Raw genomic sequence first — 25,916 nt, forward strand, 5'->3', positions numbered from 1 at the left:
CTGTACCTCGAAGCGATCGCCCGCGAGCTCAACGAGCGGCCACGGCAGTGCCTGGGCTTCTACACTCCACGGGAAGTCTTCGAACGCCTACTGAAGGACAACGTTGCTTCCACGAGTTGACACCGCCGGGTGTTCATGAGATCAGGACCAGTTCGGCGGAAGGTATTGCGCTCGACTTCCGCGACGCTCACGCCCAGCCGGCGGCCGCCGCGGAGTGCCTCAGCGTCCCCCAGCAGATGAACCTGCCGATGGGACCGACTCTCCGCCCCGGCAAGGTTCGACGCGCACACCGGGGGCGAGGTCCCGGAAGAACCGCAGGCCACGGCGCGAATACGACGTGGCCTGCGATTTTGCAGTGGGGCCACCGGGGCTCGAACCCGGGACCAGCGGATTGTGAGTCCGCGACTCTAACCTGACTTGGCTCAAATCAGTGCCCACCCCGGAGCGCGACCAAGGCATTTGCCAGGTCCGCGGTGACGGGATCGGCGGCGGTCAGGATCTTGCCGCTGATGTCGATATAGATGGTTCGGTAGCGGCGGGCGTTCCTTGCTGAATCCGGGTTCGCGGAAACCACGGCAGTCTCTCTCCGGTTTCCGCGGCCGAGAGCCCGAGATCGATGTATCCCGGTGCGTGCTGGACCTGATGCACGACGACTCCGCCATCTGTAGACGTGCACCAGACCGAATCGTCAGGCGTGAACACCGAACATCCGGACCATCGACGAGTACCTCGTTCGAGGCACTGTTTCAGCTGCCCCGAACGGATATCAGATAGGCAAAATGCCGTGAACCGGGAACGGTTCACGGCACTTCACTCATCTGACCGAACGTGTGGCACGCCGGGCATCAGGCCGATGTCGCGACCTGGCGCTGTCCCGCGGGTGCGCCGTGATGCGCGGTGACCTTGTTGCCGTTCATCGTGTAGACGGTGGAGCCGTCGGGCGAGTACGCGGCCGGAAGTCCGCCGGGCTGGAACCCGGAAACGGAGTTCGTCGTGGTATCGAATACGACGTACCCGCTCTGATACTGGCCTCCGTCGTCCTTTGTTATCGCGGCGATGAAGAGGGAGTTCCCGTCGGCGCTCAGCACCGCCGGCGTGGTGAAATATCCGTAGATACCGGCCGGTAGATCGTAGGTGGCGGTCACGGTCATCGTCTCCGCATCGATCACCGAGATCTTCGGCGCAGACTGCTCGTAGTCGTCGACGTCGACCGTGGCGGCTACGGCGAACAGGACGCGGCCGTCCGGCGAGGAGAATTGTCCGATCGAGTAGTTGCCCGGGGCCGCGACCGAGCCCGTCAGCTGTCCGGTAGCGGCCGAATATGCCGAAATGGTGCCGTCACCGCCGACGTAGAGAGTCTGACCGTCCGCGGAGATCCCAATGGTCGAATCAAACCAGAGCTCGGGGGCTGACCCGGCAGAATACTCGTCGACGACCGTGCCCTGGCTCACGTCGACGACGCGGATCGTGCGCGCGCCGCAGTCCTCATCGCTGCTGCATGAATTGGACATGACCAAAGCGTAGATCTTGGTGCCGTCAGAAGAGGTCACCGAGTTCTGCTTGTTCTCGCCGCCGTTCGCGACCTCGACGGTGCGCATGTCCAGGGTCTCGGTATCGACGAAGGTGAACGACCCCGCCCGCTCGACGATGACGGTCTTACCGTCCGCCGTCACCGTCACGTGGCTAGCGTAGTCGTTCCAGCCTTCCACGTTCTCCCACATGAACAGCCGGTCGAGCAGCTCACCCGATTCAGCATCCACCACGTACAGAACCGTGTCGCCCAGCGGATACGGTCCGACACTGCCGCGCCACTCGTCCGCCGTGATGTAGAGCGTCTTGCCGTCCGGAGACACCGCCACCGCGGTCGCCTCTCCCGGCAAGGTGAACACCTGATCCGACGTCGACGGCGTCACAGTCACCGTCACGGTCTGCGACGCGGTATGGCTACCCGACCGACCGAAAATCAGATCGAGTAGACCACCGTGCACGTGCGCGTAGCTTGCATCCGAAGCCTCCACCGTGAACGAATCGGTACCACCGGTCCGCCGGACATCCTCATTCGCCACATACGTGTACGAACCATCAGCGTTGACCGTCACCGTCCCATACTTGGGTGCCGTCGTCACCCGATAGGAAAGCTTGTCACCATCAGCATCGGTGAAATTCAACTGCCCCGTCGACTGACCGATCACCGGCACATACGTCCCCGACGGCGTCCCCGCCACCGGCGTGTGATTACCCACGAACGCCCGCGAGCGCCCCGCAAACCACAACGACGCCAACACCGACAATCCCGGCCCCTCCGGACCACCATTACCCGGCGCGAACGGACCACCCAACACCGGCAACACCACCGAAATCCGATCCAGCACCGACGCCGCCTTCACCGGCCGCGCCGACACCTCTAACGGAACGGCACCGCTCAGCTCCACCGGCACCACCGAACTGACCGGAGCCGACGACATCTCCGGAAGCACCGGGAGCGTCACCGAACCAGCGTCATCGAGCGACAGCGAGCTAGCCGCCCCGAGTGTCTTCGCCGGGGCCGACGCCGAATCGACGTCGACGTCGAGATCGACTCCGCCGTCGTCCACCGTCGCGCCCGGCACCGATCCCGCATGGTCCACGCCGCCACTGTCGGGGAGCACCACACCGGTGCCGGCCGGCTCACCGGCAGGATCGACCGATCCCGCCGAAGGAGACGACGGGTCCAGGCCCGCCTGCAGCGACTCCCCGGTATCCGCGGCCGGCTCCATTGCGACAGTCGACTCGTCGCCGCCCGATGCATCAACAGCCGGCGCCGCCACACCCTGATCGACGTTCTGCTCGACCCCGGCCGTCTCCGCAGGCGTCTCGGCCTCGGCCCGGCCCGACTCGACCCCGACCGCCAACGCCACACCAGCCGCGGCCGCCAGCAGCCGCGCCTGATTCCTACGAGAAATACTCATACTCTCTCCTCATCCGTCTTCAAATGCCTGACCAGCACCGATCATTCAAATGCCTGACCAGCACCGATCGAGCCGCGGCCTAAATGATCACAGGCACCGAAAGGAAGTACCAGAGACGAAATTGCGGCAATGGACGGGAAACATCCCTATTCACAGAAAGACATCCAGTCGACCCGGTACCCACACCACCGGCCTGCCACAGACCGAGTACATTCCCGGTAGTCCACACGACGTACTCACCGTCCACCTGAAACCTGACTTGGCTCAAATCAGTGCCCCCGGAGCGCGACCAAGGCATTTGCCAGATCCGCGGTGACGGGATCGGCGGCGGTCAGGATCTTGCCGCTGATGTCGATATAGATGGTTCGGTAGCGGCGGGGCGTTCCTTGCTGAATCCGGGTTCGCGGAAACCATCGGCCCTAGCGGTTTCGAAATACAGTGTCGTGACGTCGTAGAGCACCAGCGTCGCCGGCCCAAGCCCGATATGCGCTGCACACGCGCCGGCGAGTTGCTGTCGCCACGGCGCGCCGGTGTACACCGGTAGCCTCCGCTTGACCGTCGCATACGAGGGTACCGCGACACCGACCTCATCCAAGACGTGCAAGGAGTCCAGTTCGCTGGTGGGTTCGATGATCCGCGCCAGCACCAGATCCCGGAACACGGGATCCCCACCGGCGGCATCGGCCGATCCGCGGTACCCCGTCCAGCGCGTCCCACAGAACTGACATGCGGCTACTGTGGATCGGCAGAGTCTCTCCGGTTTCAGCGGCCGAGAGCCCCAGATCGATGTTTCCCCTGACCTTCCGATAACCATTGCGCGGCAGCATTTTTCAGTACGACAAGTTCGGCGTCATTGTGTGCGGACCCGATGTGGTCGATCGTGCGGGCACCCTTCCGGTTGGAGTACACGATCTGCACCGCGGTCGCCCCCGAGGCCGTCTTCACCGTCCGCACGAACACCATCCCACCAGCCCAGAACCCACGATTGGTGTCCACCCCAACACGCCAGCCCGCAGGTCACAGGCCCACCGAACTCAGAATCCGCGAAAGTGAGCCAAGTCAGGCCCAGGGCCCCGGAACAGTCGGGTGTTCATGAGATCAGGACCAGTTCGGCGGAAAGGTATCGCGCTCGACTTCCGCGACGCTCACGCCCAGCAGGCGGCCGACGCGGAGTGCCTCAGCGTCCCCCAGCGGATGAACCTGCCGATGGGTCCGGCTCTCCGCCGCGGCGAGGTTCGATGTGCACACCGGGAGCGAGGTCCCGGAAACGCCTCAGGCCACGGCGCGAATACGCCGTGGCCTGAGGTTCACAGTGGGGCCACCGGGGCTCGAACCCGGGACCAGCGGATTATGAGTCCGCGGCTCTAACCAACTGAGCTATAGCCCCCTGACCGGGCCGAAGCCGGGCCACCACGAGCCTAGCGGGTCACCATGAGCCCTTCGCAGCGCACCCGAGCACCCGCGTCACACCCCCTGCGGGTGTCATCCGATCGATCTACACTCGGCGGGTGAGAATCTCCCGGATCCGTCGTTTCGCTTCCACGTCGACGCTGTTGTCTTCCTGCGCACTCGCGGTGGCCGTCGTAGCCGGCGCCGGGACCGCCGCCGCCGTACCGAACCCGGACACCTCGACGGGCGCGCGGGAACGCTGCGTCGTCGATCCCGCCGACGATGCCCGCACGGTCGATTCCCTGATGAACCATTGCAGCGCCGCGCAGATCCTGGCCCTGTTCGAGGGCGCTGAACTCGGCACCGTGCCGACCGGGACCAAGACCATCTCGCTGCTGCCGATGTTTCAGGTCGACGGGAAGCCGCTGCCGTACCGCACCGCCCGGCTGATGACCCGCGCGCAGAGCAACCTCGGCAAGACCCTCACCTTCACCACCCGCGACGGCGGGCCGTGGGTGTACACGGACTACCTGTGGGGCCGGGACATCGGTTCCGCCGTGGTGCCGTCGGTGTCCCGGATCGACGGCAAGCCGGTCTACGCCGCAGACTTCGCCCGCGACTTCCTGGGTGTCGAACTGAGCCGCCACGAGTACCGGCAGCTCACCCCCGGCGTGTGGAACGGCGGCGGTGACAAGCTCACCGACACTCCGACCGGCGGGGCGATCGCGCTGCACTGACCGCCGCGCCGCGGGCACGGGGACGTCGTGGCCCGGCACCCCGCACCGCCTCGACGCGCACGCGATGCTCCGGCATCATCGATGCCATGCCCGCCGACGGAACCACCGCCGCCGACGCCCACACCACGGCCGACGAGTCGCCCGGCCTGATCAAGCGCCTCGGCGCCCGCTACCGATACGTCCGGTACCACCACCGGTTCGGCTTTCTGCTGCGCTACGTGACCATCTTCGTCGGCACTGTCGTCACCGTGGCCGGCATCATCGCGATCCCCTACCCCGGTCCGGGGTGGGCGATCGTCTTCCTCGGCCTGCTGATCCTCTCCCAGGAGCTGGAGTGGGCCGCCAAGCTCCGGCACACGATCATGTATTGGCTCAACCGGCTGTATCGCGACCACATCGACGGCAACCGCCTCGCGCAGGCGACGCTCGGCGTCGTGACCTGCGCGATCGTGTTCCTCACCCTCTGGCTGACCGGGGCGCTGCACCTGGCCGGCGGCTGGGTCGGGCTCGACTGGCCGTGGCTCGTCTCCCCGCTGTCCCGGTGAGTCGCCCGGTCGCCCCGCAGCTCGTTCTCGCTCCCTCGGCGGAGGGGGCGAGAACGACGCCGGGGTGCCGGGCACCCCTGGCAAGGGGGCGACACCGGGCGGCCGGAAGCGCCACGAACGCGCAGCCCCGAGGCGCTACAGCTCCGAGGTGACCGGCGGGCCGTCGTACGGCTTGGACGCGGTCGTGCGGACGTACCGGTACAGCCAGACGACGATCAGCGCGAACACGATCACGCCGACCAGCTCCGCCCAGTCGCCGTAGCCGGCCGGGATGAACGGCAGCGCCAGCGGCTCGTCCTTGCCGGAACCGGCGACGATCCCGGCGAAGACCACGCCGTACAGGCTCTCGCCGACGATCAGGCCGGTGGCCATCAGGATGCCGAGGCGCTTCTTACGGGAAGCGTCACCGGCGTCGCGCTCGGCCCACTTGTCGTAGGCCCGCCCGATGAACGCGCCGACCGGGATGATCAGGGTGACCGCCATCGGCAGGTACATGCCCATGCCGACGGCCAGCGGCGGCACGCGCAGCTTGGTGGTGGTGCGCTTGAGGATCTCGTCGACCAGGATCACCGCCGCGCCGATCGCCACGCCCAGCCAGATCTTGCTCCAGTCCAGGTCGTTCCCGAACACACCCTTGGCCAGGGTCGACATCAGCCCGGCCTGCGGCGCCGACAGCGCGTCGGCCTTCGCGTTGGGCGCCCCCTCGAAACCGAACGCGGTGTTCATCAGGCCGAGCACCGGCGGAATGATGATCGCGCCGAAGCCGACGCCGATGATGAGCGCCACCTGCTGCTTCCATGGCGTCGCCCCGACCAGCTGACCGGTCTTGAGGTCCTGCAGGTTGTCGTTGGAGATGGTCGCGACACCGAAGACGACGGCGGCGGTGAACAGCGTGTACGCGGTCATCACGATCGCGTCGCCGGTGCCGTGGGTGAGCTTGAGCAGCACCGCGGCCAGCAGCACCACGACGATGCCGACGCCGGAGATCGGGCTGTTCGACGACCCGATCAGGCCCGCCATGTAGCCGCACACCGCGGCGACGACCAGGCCGATCACCAGCACGAAGATCACCGAGACCGCGACCATGCCGCCGCTCTTGTGGGCCAGCGTCGTGCCCTGCAGGAAGTCCCACAGCAGCCAGCCGATCGGGATCATCGCGACCAGGACGCTGAGGCCGACCCACTGGATCGGGATGTCCCGCTCGGTGATGTCGACCTCGCCGCCGCCGCGCCGCTCCCGCGCGCTGGCCAGCGACTCGACGATGCCGCGCACGATCGGCACGATCAGGGTCAGCAGCGTCCAGACCGCCGCGACGGCGATGGCACCGGCGCCGATCAGCCGGACGTCGTCCTTGAACACCCCGCCAACGCTGTCGAGGAGGTCGCCGCTCGGCAGGCTGCCCCAGGTCTGCACGGGCAGCAGGACGAAGTACGAGATCACCAGGCCGATCAGCATCGCGATGCCGACGCCGATACCGACGAGGTGCCCGACACCGATCAGCGCCATCGACAGGCTCGCGCCGTACATCGTCGCACCGCTGCCGATCCGGAAGGCCCCGGCGACGGAACTGCTGAGCACCTTGAGAGACGCGAGCAGCGAGAACCCGGCCGCTGCCAGCGACCCGACGACGATCATCCGCATACCGCCGCGGTTCTCCTCGGCCCCGACCTCGCTGTCGCCGACCTTGAGCACCTCAGCGGCCGCGACACCCTCCGGATACGGCAGGTCGGACCCGGTCACCAGTGCCCGCCGCAGCGGAATCGAGTACATGACGCCGAGCAGGCCGCCGATCGCGCAGACGGCGACGGTCTCCCAGTACGGGAATCCGGTCCAAAAGCCGATCATGATCAGGCCGGGGAGCACGAAGATGATCGCCGACAGCGTGCCCGCCGCCGACGCGATCGTCTGCACGATGTTGTTCTCCACCACCGAGTGGTTGGCGAAGTACCGCAGGATCGACATCGAGATCACCGCGGCCGGGATGGCGGTGGCGAAGGTCAGACCCACTTTGAGACCGAGGTAGACGTTCGCGGCGGTGAAGATCAGGGTGATCACGCCGCCCAGGATCACGCCCCGCAGTGTCAGTTCTTTGACCGAAGCGCCCGGGGCCCTCTCGGTGCGGGTCGTCGTCATGTGCACTCTCCCTCATCGCCCCCTGGATACTGAGAGAAACCCTAAACCCCGCCGCGCCCGCGCGGGCAGCTTGGGCCCGAGCCCGGTGCTACAGGGTGCCGGCACCCGCGTCGACGGCTTGCTCCAGCAGGCTCCGCCGGTACGATTCCAGCGCGACCAGATCGCCGAACAGCGCGTTGTACGCATCCGGGTCGCCGCCGGGCGACATGCGCCGCAACTTGGATTTGAGGTCGCCGATCTGCGCGCCGACCCACACCTCCTGCGACCGCGCGAGCACGCTGTTGATGTAGCGCGGCAGGCCATCCTCGGCCACCGGCAGGTCCTCCACGGCCAGTTCCGTCACGAGTGGCGTCAGCGCCGGATTGTCGACGGCCTGGCTGATCGCATCGACCCACGACGCGCCCGACATGCCCGCCGCCGTACCACCGATAGTGGAGATCGCCTGTCGCACAAGCGCATACGCCGGCTCGGTGAAACACTCCACCGGAAGCGAGTCGAAGACGGTACCCGCGATGCCGGGATACTGGATCGCCGCCTTGAGAGCTTCGCGCTGCGGCCAGAGCCGCGGGTCGTTGGCGAGGGGCCGTGCGGTGGGCGGCGGAGACGACGCCTCCGGCGCGGCGAACCGGCCCGGACGACGGCCCCGCCCCGGAGCCGCCTGCCCCGACCGGCCACGACCGCGCCCGGCCTGCTGCCGGACCCGTCCCAGCACCTGGGCGACGTCCTCCCAGCCCACCCAGCCGGCGAGCTGCCGCGCGTACTCGTCGCGCAGGGCGACGTCACGGATCCGCGCGACGACCGGCACGGCATCGCGCAGCGCGGCGACACGGCCCTCGGCGGTGTCCAGGTCGTGCGTGGCCAGCAGCGCCTTGATGGCGAACTCGAACATCGGGATACGCTGGGCGATCAGGTCGCGGACGGCGGCGTCACCCGACCGTTGCCGCAGTTCACACGGGTCCATCCCGTCCGGCGCGACCGCGACGAAGGTCTGTCCGGATACCGACTGCTCCCCCTCGAAGGCCTTCAGCGCCGCCGCCTGCCCGGCGTCGTCACCGTCGAAGGTGTAGATCACCTCGCCGCGGAAGTAGCTGTCGTCCATCATCAACCGGCGGATCAGCGCGAGGTGGTCCTCGCCGAAGGCGGTGCCACAGGACGCGACCGCGGTCGGCACCCCGGCCATGTGCATGGCCATCACGTCGGTGTAGCCCTCGACGATCACCACCTGGTGCCCCTTGGCGATCTCCCGCTTGGCCAGGTCGAGCCCGAACAGCACCTGGCTCTTCTTGTAGAGCATGGTCTCGGGGGTGTTCATGTACTTGCCGAGGTTGTCGTCATCGAACAGCTTGCGCGCACCGAAGCCGATCACATCGCCGGCCAGGTTCCGGATGGGCCACAGCAGACGACGATGGAACCGGTCGATCGGGCCCATCCGCCCCTGCTTGGACAGCCCGGCAGCCTCCAGCTCCTGGAACGAGAATCCCTGCGACAGCAGCACTTTGGTCATCGTGTCCCAGCCGGCCGGCGCGTACCCGCAGCCGAAGGTCTCCGCGGCCGCGGCGTCGAACCCGCGCTCTGTCAGGAAGTCGCGGGCCACCTTGGCATCCGGCGTCCGCAGCTGCTCGGCGTAGTAGCGCTGCGCCGCGGCGTTGGCGGCGACCAGCCGCGCGCGCGTCCCGCGGTCGCGGTGGATCGTCGTGCCACCGCCCTCATAGTTGATGCGATAGCCGATCCGGTCGGCCAACTGCTCGACGGCCTCCACGAAGCTGATGTGCTCCTGCTTCTGCAGGAAGGTGTAGACGTCGCCGCCCTCACCGCAGCCGAAGCAGTGGAAGTGTCCGTGGTTGGGCCGGACGTGGAACGACGGCGTCTTCTCGTCGTGGAAGGGGCACAGACCCTTCATGCTGTCGGCGCCGGCGCGGCGCAGCGCCACGTAGTCGCCGACGATGTCCTCGATCCGCGTCTGTTCACGGATGGCCGTGATGTCGCGATCGGGGATTCTGCCTGGCACCCGGCCAGTCTAGCCGGGCGCCGCGCATCGCCGGGATCGGTCACGGCCCGCCGTGATTTCGGCCGAAGCGGACCCATTCGGCCCCACCCGCTCCTATCATCTGCCTACGGCCGTGGTCACTTGATGGGAACGGGGATTCTTCACCATGCGCAACATACGAAACCGGAGCATGACGATCGCGGCGGTCCTGGCGCTCGTCCTCGGCCTGGCGGTGATCGCGCCCGGCACGGCGACCGCCAAGGTGATCGACGGCGTCGACTGGCTGTGCCATCCGAAGATGAAGAACGATCCCTGCGATCTGCCGAACGATCGCACCGACAAGGGCACCGGCAAGAAGTACCCGGCCACCAACGGCCGCCAGCAGGACAAGCCGATCGACTGCTTCTACGTCTACCCCACCGTCACCGACAACCCCTCGTTCCTCGCCCCCGGACACGCGGTGCCGGCGACGGAGTCCATCGCCCGGTTCCAGGCGGCGCCGTTCAACAGCGAGTGCCGGGTCTTCGCCCCGAACTACCGCCAGATGACGCTGTGGGGCCTCTCCCCGGCCGCGATGGCGTCGTGGGTCGGCAACCGCGACCTGGCGAACGTCGCCTACGGCGACGTCCTGCGGGCCTGGAAGACCTATCTGCGCACCGAGAACCACGGCCGCGGCGTCGTGTTCATCGGGCACTCGCAGGGCACCATGATGCTGCGCAAGCTGATCCGCGAGGAGATCGATCCCAAGCCGGAGCTGCGCAAGAGGTTCGTCGGTGCGGTACTGATGGGCGGCAACGTCCTGACCGCTCGCGGCAAGACCACCGGCGGCGACTTCCGGCACATCCCGATCTGCACCCGGCGCGGGCAGGCCGGCTGCGTCACCGCCTACTCCACCGAGTTGCTGCCACTGCCGTCACTGTTCGGCAGCAGTTCGCTCGATCTGCTGAGCGGACCGATGGGTCTGCCGACCGGCCCGGCGTACCAGGTGGCCTGCACCGATCCGGCGAAGCTGAGCGGCATCACCGCCCCGGTCGGCGCCACGGTCCCGTCCACGCCGTACGCGTTCGGCGTGATCAGCCTCCTGATGACCTACACCACGCTGCCCGACGGGCTGCCGAGCTCCTCGTCCACCTGGACCACCGGGCCGGGGCGCGGCGTCAGCCGCTGCGTCGACCCGAACGGCTTCCATCGCCTGCGGATCTCCATGGTCAAACCGCAGTCGGTCAACGAGCTGCCGCTGTTCGACACGCATCTGCTCGACATGAACTTCGGCCTCGAACGACTCGTCTCCATCGTCGCGCAGCAGTCGGCGGCGTACCGCGCCTGACCTGGGCATCCGCGCGTTCTCCGCGACTGTCGTACCCCCGGCGTAGCGTCGGCACCGTATCGAACAGACGATCGATACCCGGTCCCGACAAGGAGAACATCATGTGCGAATTCGACCCTCGCTGCGACGGTTCGGACGACCTCGTGGGCAACGCGCTGGCCCAGATCGCGGCGGGCCGCTGGGCGGTCACCGGCGTCTACGGCGACGAACTCGGCCCTGCCTTCGCCTACACCACGGGCCTCACCGAGTTCTCCCGGCCGGAACTGTTGATCTACGGCCTCGAGCCGGAGACCGCGTGCGGCCTTCTCAACCGCGCCGCGGAACTGCTGATCGACGACGCCACCCTGCTCGACCGCCCCCGCATCGACCGCGTGCTGCGTCCGCCCTACCGGCTGGCGGCACTGCCCGCCGTCGACACCGCGGAACTGACGGTCACGCGCCTGCTCTACGGGCCGGACGTGCCCGTCGTGCAGCTGATCTGGCCCGACGTCGGCGGTCGTTTTCCCTGGCAGCCGGGCTACGAGTACGCGCGCGAGGTGCAGCCCCTGTCCGGGGTACCACAGATCGGTGCCGCCTGACGCGCCGCGTGAGGCAATCCGGGGACAGCCCACGCAAGCCGGTGCAAGGGCGGCGACAGCGGTGGCGCGCAGAGTTGCCGTCATGACCAACACCACTCTGCCCGGCCCCGTCGGCCGGGCCACCGCCACCACCGACCTGGCGATCGACGCTCGCGGCCTGGTGAAGCACTTCGGTGCCACCCGCGCGGTCAACGGCGTCGACCTCGCCGTACCCGCCGGCTCCGTCTACGGCGTCCTCGGACCCAACGGCGCGGGCAAGACCACCACCATCAGCATGCTCGCGACGCTGCTGCACCCGGACGCCGGCAGCGCCGAGATCTTCGGGTACGACGTGGTGCGCGACGCCGTCGCCGTGCGCTCGCTGATCGGTGTCACCGGCCAGTACGCGTCGGTCGACGAGGACCTCACGGCAGGCCAGAACCTGCGGCTGTTCGCCCGGCTGCTCGGCTTCTCGCGTGCCGCCGCCCGGTCGCGCGCCGAGGAACTGCTGCACGACTTCGCGCTCGAGGAGGCCGCGGACCGTCCCCTCAAAGACTTCTCCGGCGGCATGCGGCGACGCCTCGACCTGGCCGCGAGCCTGGTCGACACCCCGCCGCTGATCTTCCTCGACGAGCCGACCACCGGCCTGGATCCGCGGACCCGCGCCCAGATGTGGACCACCATCCGCAAACTGGTCGCCGGCGGCTCCACCGTGCTGCTCACCACCCAGTACCTCGACGAAGCCGATCAGCTCGCCGACCGGATCGCCGTGATCGATCGCGGTCTGGTCGTGGCCGAGGGCACCGCCGACCATCTCAAGCAGTCCGTCGGTTCCAGCACGCTGCAGCTCACCCCGGTCGATCGCGCCGACATCCCCCGCGTCGCCGAACTCGCCGGGACCGTGCTCGGCGAGACCGCGGCCGTCTCCCCCGAGGCGGGCCGGGTGACCGTGCCGATGCACCAGCCGGACCTGGTCCCGGACGTCCTCATCGCACTGCGCGAATCGGGTATCGCACTCGACGAGATCAACGTCCAGCGGCCGACTCTCGACGAGGTCTTCCTCACTCTCACCGGCGACGGCGCGTCCGCCGCCGACTCCGACCAGAAGGAGGTCTGACATGACCACCACCCTGACCACCTCCGGCTCGCCCACCGCGCCCGGCGCCCCCGATACAGCGGCCACGGGCGTCTCCATCGCCGCCGTCCGTTCCACGGCCACCCGCTCCATCGGTCTCGCCGACACGATCCGGCAGTCGTTCTCGATGGGCTATCGCGGTCTGCTGAAGCTGCGGCACAACCCGGAGCAGCTGTTCGACGTCACCTTCATGCCGATCCTCTTCACCGTGATGTTCACCTACATCTTCGGCGGCGCGATCAGCGGTGACGTCAAGAACTACCTGCCCGTGATCATCCCCGGAATCCTGGTGCAGACCGTCGTGATGTCGTCGGTCGTGACCGGCACTCAGCTCCGCGAGGACATGGAGAAGGGCGTCTTCGACCGCTTCCGGTCGCTGCCGATCGCGCGGATCAGTCCGCTGGCCGGCGCGCTCCTGGCCGACGTCATCCGCTATCTGATCGCGTCGGTCATCACCTTCGTGGTCGGTATCGCGATGGGCTGGCGGCCGGACGCCGCCGGGGCCGTCGGCTCGGTGCTGCTGATCCTCGTGTGCGCGTTCGCCGTGTCGTGGATCTTCGCCCTGATGGGCTGCCTGGTGAAGAAGTCGTCCGCGGTGCAGGGCATCTCGATGATGGTCATCTTCCCGCTGACCTTCGCCTCCAACGCGTTCGTCCCGGTCGACACCATGCCCGGCTGGCTGCAGGCCTTCGTCAAGGTCAACCCGGTCAGCCAGCTGGTCTCCGCGGTCCGCGAACTCTGCAACAGCGGCCACGTCGGCATGCACGTGGTCTGGAGCCTGCTCGGCGCCACCGTCCTAGTGGCCGTGTTCGCTCCCCTCACGGTCCGCGCCTACATCCGCGAGGCGCGCTGACCCCGGACCTTCACCGGCCGAAGCGCCGGTCGAGGATCTCGGCGGCCTCCTCCATCGCGCGGCGGCGGGACATCTGTTCCGTCCGCCGCGCGACGGCGTCCCAGGTCCGCGCGTCCACCGGGGCGAACTCCCGTCGGCGCACCAGCGTGTCGTACACCGCCGGATAGTCCTGCCGTACTCGCAGGCGGGCACCGATCTCCATCAGCACCGCGCCGTCGCTCTCCGCGCCGGGCTCGCGCACCAGCAGCAGGCCGACCGCCAGACACGTCGACCCGAGTTGCGGGATGTCGCGCCACAGCGGATTGGCCAGCGCCTCTCGCAATCCCCGCGCGACCGTCGGCAGCCACTCCTGGGCCCAGTCCGCGCGGCCGACCTGCACCAGCCCGCACACCGCGCTCGCCAGCAGGACGTTCGCGCCGGGGTCGGCGCGGTCGGGCCGATAGTCGCGCAGCAGGACTTCCGCCGCGCCGCGGTACAGCTCGGCGCCGTCCTCGCCGCGCGCGTGACGCAGGGCGGCCCAGCAGATGGCCTGGGCCGCGATCGCCTCGGTATCGCCTTGTGGCAGCGGCATATCCGGATCGAACTCGCAGACCGACAGCAGCAGTGCCTCCGCGCGGTCGAGCTCGCCGGTGGCGATCAGGGCGACCGTCAGGAAGTACTGTGCCTGGAGCGAATCGTCGGACGCACCCATCTGCTCGAGTTCGTCGATCGCGGTCTGGAAATGCGGAGCGGCGGCCGCCCAGTCGCCCTGCTGGCTGTGCAGGCTGCCCATGCTGAGCTGGTTCATCGCGTGTACCCACGGGTCCCGCGCGCCGGACCCGGCGAGCCGGACGCAGTCGCGCATCGCCCCCACCAGGTTGCCCGCGTTCTCCCGGATGTTCGTGCGCAGGCCGAGCGCCAGTTCCCGCACGTCCCGGCCACCGTGATCGGGCGCGCGCTCGAGCAGCCGAATCCGGTCGACACCGGTGCGGGCGACCGCGAAACCGCTGATGAAGTCGGCGGGCCGCTCCAGCACCAGATCCGGCCGGTACATGTGCCGCAACCGCGACCGTGCGATCGCCAGTCCCCGTGGCGACTGCTGCGCGAGAAGCGGTGCGGCCGCCGCGATCACCGTCAGCTGCCAGCGCTCGCGGGCAGCCTCGTCCAGATCGGCCGGCGGACCGCCCAGCGACCGCAGAATCCGGTCACCCCAGGAACCGATCTCGGCGTGCAGACCCCGCACCGACCACAGCGCGGACAGGACCGGAAACACATGGACCACGGTGTCGGTGTCCACGACCGGCCCCGCGAGCGCGCCGCGCAGCACCCAGACCAGGTTCTCCACGTCGGAGGCGACCGAATCGACCAGCGCGCGGTCGACGGACCGATCGAACTGTTCCCGGAGCCGCTCGCAGAGCAGCCGGGCCCAGGCGGCCATCGCGACATCGATCTCCGCCGACCGGTCCGGATCGGCCGCCACCTGCTCCTCACCGAACTCGCGGACCATCTCCATCATCCGGTACCGCACGTGCGCACCGTCATCGATCACCTGAAGGAGGGACTGGTTCACCAGCGCGGTCAGCGCATCGTCGAGCGCCATCGGCGGCAAACCGCTGACCTGCGCCGCCGCCCGGCGGTCGAAGCCACCGGGGAACCGGCACATCCGGGTCAGGAGCCGCCGGGCGTCGGGGGTGAGGAGTTCCCAGCTCCACTCGATCACCGCGTGCAGGGTGCGGTGACGGTCGGGCACGGTGCGATCGGTCGAGCGCAGCAGGGTGAATCGCTCGGCGAGCCGCTCGGTGATCTCCTCGACACTCATGGTGCGAATGCGCGCCGCGGCCAGCTCGATCGCGAGCGGCAGTCCGTCCAGGTATTCGCAGAGCCGCGCCACGGCGGCCCGGTCCAGCTGCGCGGCCGGTCGTGCCGCGCGGGCCCGCATCAGGAACAGTTCCACCGCCGGCGCACGACCATCGGTGGCCAGCACCGGCAGCTGGTAGGTCTGCTCCGCCGGGATCATCAGCGGAGCACGGCTGGTGGCCAGCACGGTCAGCTCCGGCGCGACGGCCACGAGCTCGTCGACGATGCGCGCGGCGCCGTCGACCACCTGCTCGCAGTTGTCCAGCACGATGAGTGCCCGGCGCCCGGCCACCGCCTCGGCGAGCAGGGCGGTGACCTCGCTGATCGTGGTGCGGATGCGTCCCGAGCCGGACACGTCGGCCTCGCCCACGCCGAGCGCACCGGCCAGCGCGGCGGCCACGTCGTCGTCGTTCCGGACCGAGGCGAGCGGCACGAACCAGACGGTGTCTCCGCGCCCGGCGAGGCGCAGTCCGACGGCGTTGGCGAACCGGGTCTTGCCGATGCCGCCGGGTCCCTGCACCGTCACCACCCGATGCGCGGCGAGCAGCGCCTCGACGGCGGCGAGGTCGTCGTCCCGGCCGACCAGCGGGGTGCTCTCGGCCCGCAGGCCACTCGCCCGGGCGCGGGATACCGCCCGCACCGGCGATTCCGGCGCGGCGGCCGGCGCCCTCGGTGCGGGTGGACCGGTCAGCAGTTCGGTGTTGAGGGCGGTGATCTCGGGGCCGGGATCGATGCCGAGTTCGGTGGCCAGCGCGCGGCGCAGACCCGCGAAGACGGCGAGCGCCTCGGCACGACGTCCCTGACCGGCCAGTGCGCGCATCAGCAGCAGATGCGCCTCCTCGTCCAGGGGATCCGCGGCACAGCGGGCTTCGGCGAGCCCCCGGACCACGTCGAATTCGCCGGCGGCCAGCGCGAGATGGGCGCGCCGGTCGTCGACGCGGCGCCGTACGCCTTCGGCGGCCACCTGGAGTTCGCGGGCGAGCTCCCCGCCGTCCAGGTCGTCGCCGGGAGCACCGCGCCAGAGTTCCTGCGCCCGCGCCAGCGCTTCCGGGGTTCCGGCGGCCAGCAGGTCGTCGGCGAGCGCCAGATCGGTCACGGCGCCGTCGAGCCGGTAACCGGCCGGATCGCCGACGACCTCGGCGGGCGGCAGCAACCGCCGCAGCCGGGAGATCTGGGTGTGCAGGGCCGCGTGCGGCGATTTGGGCGGCGCGTCGTCCCAGACGTCGTCGATCAGCCGCTGCGCCGACCGCACCCGGCCGCCGGCCAGCACGAGGGAGACCAGGAGGCGGCGCGCACGGATTCCGGGCACGGGCGTGCCGTCCACCGTCACCGGCCCGAGCAGACCGATCGTCGCCGCTGTCACCCGGTCAGCCTACTGGGCGCCGGGAGTTGTCCACAGGCCCGCCGCCGCCACGCGAACCGGGCTGTGGACAGCGTCTGCCGGGCGTCGGCGGGGCTCGCTACCCTGGCCTCGATGGATACTCCGAACTGGTCGTCGGCGCAGGCCGAGCAGGCGCTGGCGCACCTGCCCGGGCCCGACGTGCAGCGCGGACGCGGCTACGCGGCGCAGGACCGGATCTCCGAGATCGAGTGGACGTCGCCGACGGTGCTGCGCGGCCGCTGCCGCGGCTCGGGGACCAGCCGGTATCGCAGCACGGTCACGCTGGTCCGCCGGGGCGACACCGTGGTCGATGCCTTCGGCGTCTGCTCCTGCCCGGTCGCGTCGGACTGCAAGCACTGCGCCGCGCTGATTCTGGCGGCCGTCGGCACCGCCGACCCGGAGTCCCCGTGGCGGGCGCTGCTCGACGAGGTGACCGCCGAGCGATCCGAGCCCGGCCCGGCCGCCCCGGTCCGGGAGGTGGGCCTGGAAGTGGAGGCCCGGCGCACTCCGCTGGGCGAACTCGGCGTCAGCATCCGCCCGCTCGTCTGCCAGCCCGACGGATCGTGGACGCCGCACCTGCCGTGGACCGTCGCCTTGGAGGGCAGCGGCGACGGCTACGAGCCGGGCGCGTTCGACGGCCTGAGCGCGATCGCCGCGATCTTCTCCTCCGGCGGCGTCCAGCGCTACCGCGGAGTCTCGGCGCGACTACCCGCCCAGCTGCAACTGGCGCGGGCTCCAGCCGCCTTCTGGAAGGTCCTGCGCGGCGCCGTCGACGCCGGGCTGCCGCTTCTCGCGGCCGGAGAAGTCGAGAGCGTCGAGCTGACCGATGCCCTCGCCGTCGCCTACCGCGTCGAACCGCACGACACCGGGGCGCACCTGTCCGCCGAGATCACACTCGACGACGAGTCCACCGACGGCGACGACGTCGCGGTCCTCGGCGAACCGGCGACCGGCGCCGCGGTCCGGCGCGGCACCGCGCTGCGCCTGGGACCGCTCGGCACCGTCACCCCGATGGAGACCCGGCTGCTCACCGGCGATCCGATCGAGATCCCTACCGCCGACTACGACGACTTCACCGCGGCCCTGCCCACGCTCACCGCCCGACGCCACGTCACCGTGCCCGACGCCGGGCTGCGTCCCCCGGAGGTCTCCGCGCCGTTCCCGCTGCTGCGCATCGAGGTCGAGGACTACGGCTCGCGGACCCGCTGGCGCACGGCGTACCGCGTGGACGGCGAGCGCCGCGACTTCGATCCGGCGGTCCCTCAGCGCCAGACCGGCTTTCGCGACAGCGAGGCCGAGCGGCAGATGTGGCGCCGGGCACGACCGGAACTCGAACTGTTCGTCATCGGCAACAGCCGCTGGCGCGACGCCCTCGCCGGTCTGAACCGGGCCGGGACCCGGCTCGCGCACAAATGGAGGACGGGATCGTCGCCACGGCGCGGTGCGCGTGTACCCGAGCCCTCGACGCCCGAGGTGATGGCCGCGAAAGCACCGATCGCCGATCTGCTGATCCCGCTCGGCCTCGACCTGCCCGACACCGCGATCCTGTGCGGCGAACTGGTCAACCGGATCACCGCGCCCGGTCTGATCGAGGTCCAGATCACCGGCGAGAACAAGGACTTCCGCGAGGTGACCGACCCGGTGCTGCACTTCGGCACCAGCGGCGCGCACGAATGGCTCGACCTGAACATCGAGATCGAGGTCGACGGCGAACTGATCCCGATCACCTCGATCATCGAAGACCTGGTGCACGGCGAGCGCTATTCGGTGCTCGCCAGCGGCCGCTACTTCGATCTGCGCACCCCGGAGCTGGACCGCCTGCGCGACCTCCTGTTCGAGGCCCGCGCTCTGGGCGACCTCGACGGCGCGAAGGTGAACACCGCCCATCCCAACGCCACCATGTGGGACGAACTGCTCAGCCTCGGCGTGGTCTCCGAGCAGCTCGCGCAGTGGCACGGGCAGATGACGCGGCTCGCGCACGCGCGTCCACCCGGCCCGGTCGAGCCCGCCCCCGGGCTCGCCGCGACCCTGCGGAGCTACCAGCGCGACGGTCTCGCCTGGCTGAGCTTCCTCTGGGACAACGGGCTCGGCGGGATCCTGGCCGACGACATGGGCCTCGGCAAGACCGTCCAGACGCTGGCGCTGATCACCCGCGTCGCGCAGGAGCGGCCGAACGCGCGCTTCCTGGTGGTGGCACCGACCAGCGTCATCGGCAACTGGGCCGCCGAGACCGGGCGGTTCGCGCCGGGCCTGCGCGTCGCCACCGTCACCTCGACCCAGAAGCGCAGCGGGACGTCGCTCGCCGAGCAGATCGGCGACGCGAACATCGTCGTCACGTCGTACACGCTGCTCCGGATCGACTACGACGCGTTCGCCGAGATCACCTGGGACGGCGCGATCTTCGACGAGGCGCAGTTCGTCAAGAATCATCACTCCAAGACGCACCAGGCCGCCCGGCGGCTGGCCGCACCGTTCAAGCTCGCCATCACCGGTACACCGATGGAGAACAACGTGATGGAGCTGTGGTCGCTGATCTCCCTCGTCGCGCCCGGCCTGTACAGCAGCCCGAAGAAGTTCCGCGAGCACTTCGCCGTACCGATCGAGAACGGCACCGATCCCGAGCGGCTGCGGGTCCTGCGCCGGCGACTCAAGCCGATCATGCTGCGGCGCACCAAGGATCAGGTCGCCGACGACCTGCCGCCGAAGCAGGAATCCGTCGTCGGGCTCGACCTCGACCCCGCACACCGCAAGATCTACGACGTCTTCCTCGCCCGCGAACGCCAGAAGGTCCTCGGACTGCTGGACAATTGGGAGGACAACCGGATGCAGATCCTCCAGGCACTCACCCGGATGCGCCAGCTCAGCCTGCATCCCGGACTGATCGACGATCAGCATTCCGCGATCGCGTCGACCAAGATCACCTACCTGTCCGAACGCCTCCCGGTACTGCTCGACGAGGGACACAGCGCGCTGGTGTTCAGCAGCTTCACCGGTTTCCTGACGCTGATCGCCGACTCGCTGATCGGCGCCGGGATCGCGTTCAGCTACCTCGACGGGACCATGAGCGCCCGTCGGCGCCAGCACGAGATCGAGAAGTTCACCTCCGGACAGACCAAGGTCTTCCTGATCAGCCTCAAAGCCGGCGGCTTCGGACTCAATCTCACCGCGGCCGACTACTGCTTCGTCGCCGACCCCTGGTGGAACCCGGCCGCCGAGGCACAGGCCGTCGATCGCGCACACCGCATCGGCCAGGAACGCCCCGTCACCGTCTACCGGCTGATCTCCACCGGCACCATCGAGGAACGCGTGATCGACCTGCAGAACCGCAAGCGTGCCCTGTTCGACGCCCTCATCGACGACGGCGAGCAGTTCTCCGGCGCCCTCACCGCCGACGACATCCGCCGCCTCATCACCCCGTGACGGCCGACCACCATGATGGTCGAGCCCCCATGACGGTCGAGCACCCCACGATGGACGACCACCCCATGACGGTCGAGCGAAGTCGAGACCCCCCACGACGGCCGAGCCCCATGACGGTCGAGCGAAGTCGAGACCAACCCTCGAACCCGAATCTCACTGGCCCCGGACCACCGTCATCGGGCATCCTCGACCGGTGACCGCCCCGGCCTCCCGCCTCCCCCGGGTACTGCGCCCGTTCGCCGTGCGCCAGTACCGGTGGCTGGCCGCCGGGCTGGCACTGGCCCTGTTCGGCGACGGCATCTGGCTGATCGCCCTGGTCTGGCAGGTGATCGGCCTGGGCGGCGGCCCCGGCCGCGTCTCCCTCGTCTCGGGGATCGCCGCGGTCGGGATGATCGCGTCGACCCTGTTCGGCGGCGTCCTCGCCGACCGGGTGAGTCAGCGCAAGATCGTCGTCGGCCTGGAGACGGTGAAGCTCCTCGCCTTCGGCTCGGTCGGGATCGCCTCGCTGCTGGGCGTCCTCACGTTTGGACACCTCGCCGTCGCCGCACTGCTCGGCGGGATCACCACGGGTATGTACTACCCCGCCTACTCGGCGCTGCTGCCGCGCGTGATCGACGCCGGCCAGTTGCTGGCCGCCAACGGCGTCGAAGGCATTCTGCGGCCGGTGCTCTACCAGGCCGCGGGCCCGATGCTCGCCGGCCTGATCATCGGCCAGACCTCGCCGGGCACGGCGATCGTCGTCGGCGCGATCGCCTGCGTGCTGTCCGGCGCCTGCTATCTCGCGATGGGCCCGGTCGCCGAACGGGAGGCCACCGGCGACGAGGAACCCGCCGACACCCGCCACCCGGTGCGCGCCGTCATCGCCGACCTCGGCGAGGGCATCGGATACGTACGGCGGACCCCGTGGCTGTGGTCCACCCTGCTCTACGCGTGCTTCCTCATCCTCATGGTGATGGGACCGATCGAGGTGCTGGTCCCGTTCGCGCTGCGCGACCGCGCCGGCGGCGACGCCTCCAGTCACTCGCTCGTGCTCGCCGCGTTCGGTGCCGGCGCCGCCCTGGGCGCCCTCGGTTTCGCGTCGGTCCGCATGCCGCGCCGCTACCTGACGGTGATGTTCGCGCTCTGGTCGGTGTGCGCGGTCCCGCTGGTGATCATGGGTTTCGCCCGCCACACGGTGCTGTTCGTGGTGGCCGGTTTCCTGATGGGCCTGATGCTCGACGGCCCGCTCGTCCTGTGGGGCACCCTGCTGCAGCGACGGGTGCCCACCGAGTTGCTCGGCCGGGTGTCGAGCCTCGACTTCTTCGTCTCCGGCGCCCTCATGCCGGTGTCGATGGCACTCGCCGCGCCGGCCGCGCAACTGATCGGGATCGGGTGGACGTTCGTGCTGGCCGGCCTGCTGCCGTTCCCGGTCGCCGTGCTCCTGTATCTGGCGGCCGGTCTCTGGCGTGACGAGGCCGTGCACCCGCTGGCGACGCCGGAGACCGACGTCGACCTCTCGGGTCTCGGGGCGCCCGACGTACCCTGAGCCCGGAAGATGATCGAGGGAGGAACGAACCATGGAGCACTTCACCCGGGAGGGTCTCACGTTCGACGTCGCCGATTCACCGGCGCACGGCGTGGCGAAGGGCACTGTCATTCTGCTGCACGGGTTTCCGCAGACGTCGTCGTCGTGGCGCAAAGTCACACCGCTCCTGAACGACGCCCACTACCGCACCGTCGCACCGGATCAGCGCGGCTATTCGCCGCGGGCCCGGCCGAAGGGCCGCGCGCCGTACCGGACCACCGAACTCGTCGCCGACACCGTGGCCCTGATCGATCAACTGGGTGACGGCCCCGTGCACCTGGTCGGCCACGACTGGGGAGCCGCCGTCGCGTGGGGCCTGGCGTCCAGCCACCCCGAGCTGCTGCGTTCGCTGACCACCGTGTCGGTGCCGCACCCGGGCGCATTCCTCAAGTCGTTCCTCAGCAGCAGTCAGGCGCTGCACTCCTGGTACATGGCCGCGTTTCAGCCGCCACTGGTGCCCGACCTCCTGCTCGACCGCTTCCCAGGTGTGCTCGACGAACTGCTGCGCCGGTCGGGCATGGACGACGACCAGCTCACCGACGTGCACCGGCTCATCGAATCGGGTGGTCTCACCGGTGCGCTCAACTGGTATCGCGCGATGATGCTGAGCACCCCGCCCGCGCTCGCCCGCCGCGTCGCGGTGCCCACCACCCACGTATGGGGAGCGCGCGACACGGCGCTCGTCCGGCGCGGCGCCGAACTGGCCGCCGACTACGTGATCGCCGACTACCGGCTGGAGGTACTCGAGGACGCCGGGCACTGGATTCCCGAGCACGACGCGGAGGAGCTGGCGACCATCGTCCTGGAGCGGATCGCCGCCAGCCACTGATCGACTGTCCGTGGCGGCCGCGTCAGTGATTGAGCAGCGCGCGGCATTCGTCCTGGGTGTGCGTTTCGAGGCACTCCATCCAGGCGGTCTGGTCGTCCGCCCACGAATGGCCGGGCTGCTGTCCGGTGTCCGCCCGCCATTGATACTGGTCGCAGACGATCGCGGTTCCGCTGGGGTCGACCGCCCGCTTCCCGGTGTCCGCGCCGATGCACGGGGTGCCGATCGCGGGCCCGGCCTGCGCCGTCGTCGTCTCGGTCTGTGCCGTCGTCGTCTCCGGCGGGTCCTGCGTCTGCGCTTCCGGGACCGGGTTGCTCGACGGCGTGGCGGTGACCGTCTCGATCTGCGTGACCACCGTCGCGGGTGCATCGTGCCGGTCGGCCGAACACCCGGCGAGCAGCATCGCCGCTACCGCGACCAGCGCCGCCCACCCCTTCCCTTTACGCCGGACCGAGCCAGTTCGCCACGCATCCCTACTCCTCCTCGATCGCGCGCAGTCGTGCCCGTTGCAGGCGGGCGATCTCGTCGTCGAACGCGACCAGCAGCACCCGCTCCGGTCCCGGACCGTACCGCGCGACGGTGTCGACTTGAGCGGCGACCGCGTCGTCGCGCGGCCAGCCGTACACCCCGCCGCTGATCAGCGGGAACGCGACGCTCCGCGCACCGAGCCGGTCGGCGACCTCGAGACTGCGCCGATAGCACGAGACGAGCAGTGAACGATCCCGCTGTCCCGCGGCATGATCGGGTCCCACCGTGTGTATCACCCAGCGGGCGGGCAGGTCGCCCGCGGTGGTCCAGCCCGCGTCGCCGGTGGCCAGCCCCCGTGGGAAGCGTCGTACGCAATCCTCGAGGATCGCCGGTCCACCGGCGCGATGAATGGCACCGTCGACGCCGCCGCCACCACGCATCCGGCCGTTCGCCGCGTTCACCACGGCGTCCACGACCAGCGCGGTGATGTCCCCCCGCACCAGGTCGATCCGTCTCATTCATCGAGCCTATCTGCGAACTCATGCCGGGCCGGGCATAGTGGAGAGAAGGACCGAATCCGCACCGGAGAATGAGGAGCGATGGCCGAAGACTTCCCGATCGACGAGGGCACCACACTCACCACCGCCGTCTTCAGCGTTCCGGTCGGCGGCCTGGTCCAGGTGTGGACGGACAAATCGACCATCTGGCATCTGCACGACGCCGAGGCGTTCTCCGCGGTGGTCGGGCTCGGCGGGGTGGCACGCACCCGGATCGCGCCCGGCCGCTACCGGGAGGCGTGCCTGTTCGACGAGGATTCCGGCACTCTGATGCTTCAGGAACGACACGCCGCCGAGCACACCGCCGACGGCTATCAGGTCGGTGGGCGCGTCTTCACGTCCGAGCCGCCGAGCGAGGTCGCCGGCAGCCCGTGGGACGATCTGCGCGACGCGGTGGCGCGTGCGGCCGGCGAGGCCTTCGGCCGGGGCGAGCTGATCGTCGTCGAACCCGGTGGCTGGGACGATTCGGATGGCCGCTACTGCCTCATCGCAGCGATGTCGGGTGAGCACGGTGAACAGATCGTGCTGGAGACGGTGCCCGTGCCGGCCGGCAGCACCGTGTGGCCGGCCACCGACGATACGGAGGGCCAGACCGTCAGCGCGCCGATCACCGACGACGCGCTCCGGGCCGCGGGGACGCTCGCGATCGACGCGGTCAACCGCTGGGGTGTCGCCCCGTGGGATGTGACGATCACGTACATCGTTCCGGCGGAGACCCGCACGGAGCCGGAGGGCCGCCACGCGCAGTGAGCGCAGCGCCCACCTGCCCCGCGGGATTAGAATCGATCGAGACCGGCGGCAGGAGGGCAGACTCGTGAGCGACGACCACGACGAGGACTTCGTCGGCTGCGAGACCTGGGATCAGATGACCGTCTGGCTGGCCGACTCGCTACCCGAGATCCCGCCCGGCGTCACCATCGACTTCGGGCCGAAGGACATGCGGATCGACGACGAACCGCTCGACGCCGAGACCTTCGACGATCCGCTCGAAGCGCTCTGCGCGCAGATCGTCGTGCTGCGGCACGGCCGCTACCTGGTGCGCCGGTCGCATGTGGTGATGGAGGCGACGAGCTACGTCGACCACGACGCGAGTGCCGCCACACCCGATCTGTGGTTCGGCGAGGATCCCACCAGCGATTGCACCGACGGCGCGATCTACGTCGACGACGCCCGCCTCGCCGCCGAGATCTGCGTGACGTGGCTGGTCTCCGAGTCCGGCGAGGCGAGCCCCGATGCATTCGGGTTCGACGTCAGCGAGGCGGTGCCTCTGCCGGGTCTGCCGGATGCCGGCTCACCCTGGACCATCGAAGACTTCCTGCGCCGTCTCGGTCACTGATCCGGCCGGCCCCTCGAAGACCGCCGGAGCACCGGCGAGCCCTCCCGGCATTCTGGGCGTCGACTCCCGTCCACCAGTCTACTCGATAGTAAGTTCTAGCTGACTGTTGTTTACACACCACGGTGTGCGTATTCTGGGGGTAGGGGAAGAACCATCCCCAGCCCGGCCGGAAGGGGGGTCCGTGATGAGCGACGACGACGCGTTCGACGCCCGCGGCGTCCTGGCCGGCCTTGCTCCGGCGGACCTGGTGGCGGTGATCGACGCTGCCGAGGAGTCCCTGGCGGGCGCCCCGCTGGCGACACTGTCCGAGGACGGTCTTCTCGCTCTGCTGGAATCCCGGGAGGAGGCGCGCCGTAAGAGTGTGGTCGCCGATGCGGCGCTGCTGGTGGAGATCTCCGACCGCGGCGCCTATCAGCGGGCCGGCTACACCACACTGCACCAGCTGCTCGCCCACGGACTGCGGATCGGGGAAGCCGAATCCCGGCGCCGCCGGGTGACCGCGGCCTCCGTCGGCCGGTTCACCGCCATGACCGGCGAGCGTCTGGCGCCGAAGTATCCGGCGACCGCGGCCGCGGTCACCGACGGAGCGATCGGGGACGGACACGTGTGGGCGATCGACGAGGTGATGGACAAGATCCCCGCCTCGGTCGACCCGGAGCAGCGGGCGAGGGCCGAGGAACTATTGGCCGCGGCGGCCCGCACCCTGAACCCGGCCGGGGTCACCATCGTCGGGAACCGGATCCTGGCCCACCTCGACCCCGACGGCACCCTCGCCGACGATAAAGACCGGCAGCGGCAGGCCAAGTTCCGGCTCTCCGCGCAGGACCGGCAGTTGATGTCGGCGGTCCAGGCCCGCCTGACGCCGCAGTTGCGGGCCGAGTTCGAGGTCATGTTCACCCGGTGGGCCGCCCCCGGCA

General features: G+C 69.5%; 19 protein-coding genes, 2 tRNA genes and 2 pseudogenes. 13 read left to right on the top strand and 10 right to left on the bottom strand.

Features of this window, described 5'->3' with window-relative positions; translation table 11 throughout:
• Positions 1-120, top strand: a pseudogene (locus ACSEEN_RS19710) (IS30 family transposase); the annotation flags it as partial.
• 236 nt (positions 121-356) lie between these two features.
• Here ACSEEN_RS19710 and ACSEEN_RS19715 read toward each other — a convergent pair.
• From ACSEEN_RS19715 to ACSEEN_RS19735, 5 genes and pseudogenes are all read right to left on the bottom strand, one after another.
• A tRNA-Val gene (locus ACSEEN_RS19715) sits at positions 357-422 on the bottom strand.
• Between the two features lie 5 nt (positions 423-427).
• Positions 428-574 (bottom strand): hypothetical protein, encoded by a 147-nt coding sequence (locus ACSEEN_RS19720; RefSeq protein ID WP_440714100.1) that lies wholly within the window; start codon positions 572-574, stop codon positions 428-430.
• 271 nt (positions 575-845) lie between these two features.
• Positions 846-2,891, bottom strand: a complete 2,046-nt coding sequence (locus tag ACSEEN_RS19725; RefSeq protein ID WP_440714085.1) for a cadherin-like domain-containing protein — start codon at positions 2,889-2,891, stop codon at positions 846-848.
• A 409-nt stretch (positions 2,892-3,300) separates the two neighbouring features.
• Positions 3,301-3,911, bottom strand: a pseudogene (locus tag ACSEEN_RS19730) (IS1634 family transposase); the annotation flags it as partial.
• A gap of 350 nt (positions 3,912-4,261) precedes the next feature.
• Positions 4,262-4,335, bottom strand: a tRNA-Ile gene (locus tag ACSEEN_RS19735).
• Between the two features lie 121 nt (positions 4,336-4,456).
• Between ACSEEN_RS19735 and ACSEEN_RS19740 the strand changes: the two genes are divergently transcribed.
• Complete coding sequence (locus tag ACSEEN_RS19740) at positions 4,457-5,074, top strand: hypothetical protein (RefSeq protein ID WP_440714086.1); 618 nt, start codon at positions 4,457-4,459, stop codon at positions 5,072-5,074.
• Positions 5,075-5,160: 86 nt separating this feature from the next.
• Positions 5,161-5,619, top strand: a complete 459-nt coding sequence (locus tag ACSEEN_RS19745; RefSeq protein WP_440714087.1) for a TIGR02611 family protein — start codon at positions 5,161-5,163, stop codon at positions 5,617-5,619.
• 135 nt (positions 5,620-5,754) lie between these two features.
• Here the strand turns inward: ACSEEN_RS19745 and ACSEEN_RS19750 are convergent, their stop codons facing one another.
• Both ACSEEN_RS19750 and dnaG read right to left on the bottom strand, forming a co-directional pair.
• Complete coding sequence (locus tag ACSEEN_RS19750) at positions 5,755-7,752, bottom strand: OPT family oligopeptide transporter (protein ID WP_440714088.1); 1,998 nt, start codon at positions 7,750-7,752, stop codon at positions 5,755-5,757.
• 88 nt (positions 7,753-7,840) lie between these two features.
• Complete coding sequence (dnaG, locus tag ACSEEN_RS19755) at positions 7,841-9,760, bottom strand: DNA primase (protein WP_247864179.1); 1,920 nt, start codon at positions 9,758-9,760, stop codon at positions 7,841-7,843.
• A gap of 169 nt (positions 9,761-9,929) precedes the next feature.
• Between dnaG and ACSEEN_RS19760 the strand changes: the two genes are divergently transcribed.
• From ACSEEN_RS19760 to ACSEEN_RS19775, 4 genes are all read left to right on the top strand, one after another.
• Positions 9,930-11,066 (top strand): DUF3089 domain-containing protein, encoded by a 1,137-nt coding sequence (locus tag ACSEEN_RS19760; RefSeq protein WP_440714089.1) that lies wholly within the window; start codon positions 9,930-9,932, stop codon positions 11,064-11,066.
• Positions 11,067-11,167: 101 nt separating this feature from the next.
• On the top strand, positions 11,168-11,644 hold the full coding sequence (locus tag ACSEEN_RS19765; protein ID WP_440714090.1) for a DUF4262 domain-containing protein: 477 nt from the start codon (positions 11,168-11,170) through the stop codon (positions 11,642-11,644).
• An 82-nt stretch (positions 11,645-11,726) separates the two neighbouring features.
• On the top strand, positions 11,727-12,740 hold the full coding sequence (locus tag ACSEEN_RS19770) for an ATP-binding cassette domain-containing protein (protein WP_440714091.1): 1,014 nt from the start codon (positions 11,727-11,729) through the stop codon (positions 12,738-12,740).
• A gap of 1 nt (position 12,741) precedes the next feature.
• The gene (locus ACSEEN_RS19775) at positions 12,742-13,611 is read left to right on the top strand and encodes an ABC transporter permease (protein ID WP_440714092.1); all 870 of its coding nucleotides are present in this window, start codon (positions 12,742-12,744) and stop codon (positions 13,609-13,611) included.
• Between the two features lie 10 nt (positions 13,612-13,621).
• On the opposite strand, the gene ACSEEN_RS19780 is transcribed toward ACSEEN_RS19775, so the two are convergent.
• Positions 13,622-16,810, bottom strand: a complete 3,189-nt coding sequence (locus ACSEEN_RS19780; protein WP_440714093.1) for an ATP-binding protein — start codon at positions 16,808-16,810, stop codon at positions 13,622-13,624.
• 111 nt (positions 16,811-16,921) lie between these two features.
• Between ACSEEN_RS19780 and ACSEEN_RS19785 the strand changes: the two genes are divergently transcribed.
• The 3 genes from ACSEEN_RS19785 to ACSEEN_RS19795 all read left to right on the top strand — a co-directional run bounded on the left by ACSEEN_RS19785 (position 16,922) and on the right by ACSEEN_RS19795 (position 22,641).
• Complete coding sequence (locus ACSEEN_RS19785) at positions 16,922-20,248, top strand: DEAD/DEAH box helicase (protein ID WP_440714094.1); 3,327 nt, start codon at positions 16,922-16,924, stop codon at positions 20,246-20,248.
• Between the two features lie 193 nt (positions 20,249-20,441).
• Positions 20,442-21,773: an MFS transporter gene (locus tag ACSEEN_RS19790; RefSeq protein WP_440714095.1), complete on the top strand. Its 1,332-nt coding sequence runs from the start codon at positions 20,442-20,444 to the stop codon at positions 21,771-21,773.
• Between the two features lie 31 nt (positions 21,774-21,804).
• Positions 21,805-22,641 carry an alpha/beta fold hydrolase gene (locus ACSEEN_RS19795; protein ID WP_440714096.1) on the top strand — a complete coding sequence of 279 codons (837 nt, stop codon included), beginning with the start codon at positions 21,805-21,807 and terminating at the stop codon, positions 22,639-22,641.
• A 22-nt stretch (positions 22,642-22,663) separates the two neighbouring features.
• Here ACSEEN_RS19795 and ACSEEN_RS19800 read toward each other — a convergent pair whose 3' ends face one another.
• Positions 22,664-23,041, bottom strand: coding sequence for a hypothetical protein (locus ACSEEN_RS19800; RefSeq protein ID WP_440714097.1), 378 nt, complete (start codon positions 23,039-23,041; stop codon positions 22,664-22,666).
• A 70-nt stretch (positions 23,042-23,111) separates the two neighbouring features.
• Positions 23,112-23,624, bottom strand: coding sequence for an O-acetyl-ADP-ribose deacetylase (locus ACSEEN_RS19805; protein WP_247864189.1), 513 nt, complete (start codon positions 23,622-23,624; stop codon positions 23,112-23,114).
• 81 nt (positions 23,625-23,705) lie between these two features.
• On the opposite strand from ACSEEN_RS19805, the gene ACSEEN_RS19810 reads away from it, so the two are divergent.
• From ACSEEN_RS19810 to ACSEEN_RS19820, 3 genes are all read left to right on the top strand, one after another.
• A complete protein-coding gene (locus ACSEEN_RS19810) occupies positions 23,706-24,413 on the top strand; it encodes a hypothetical protein (protein ID WP_440714098.1) in 708 nt (235 codons plus the stop codon).
• Positions 24,414-24,477: 64 nt separating this feature from the next.
• On the top strand, positions 24,478-24,999 hold the full coding sequence (locus tag ACSEEN_RS19815) for a hypothetical protein (RefSeq protein ID WP_298444112.1): 522 nt from the start codon (positions 24,478-24,480) through the stop codon (positions 24,997-24,999).
• Between the two features lie 184 nt (positions 25,000-25,183).
• Positions 25,184-25,916 (top strand): DUF222 domain-containing protein (locus ACSEEN_RS19820; protein WP_440714099.1); only part of this gene is annotated, 733 nt, incomplete at its 3' end.

Origin of the sequence: Gordonia marina, assembly GCF_052036135.1 — a bacterium.
Lineage (GTDB): Bacteria > Actinomycetota > Actinomycetes > Mycobacteriales > Mycobacteriaceae > Gordonia.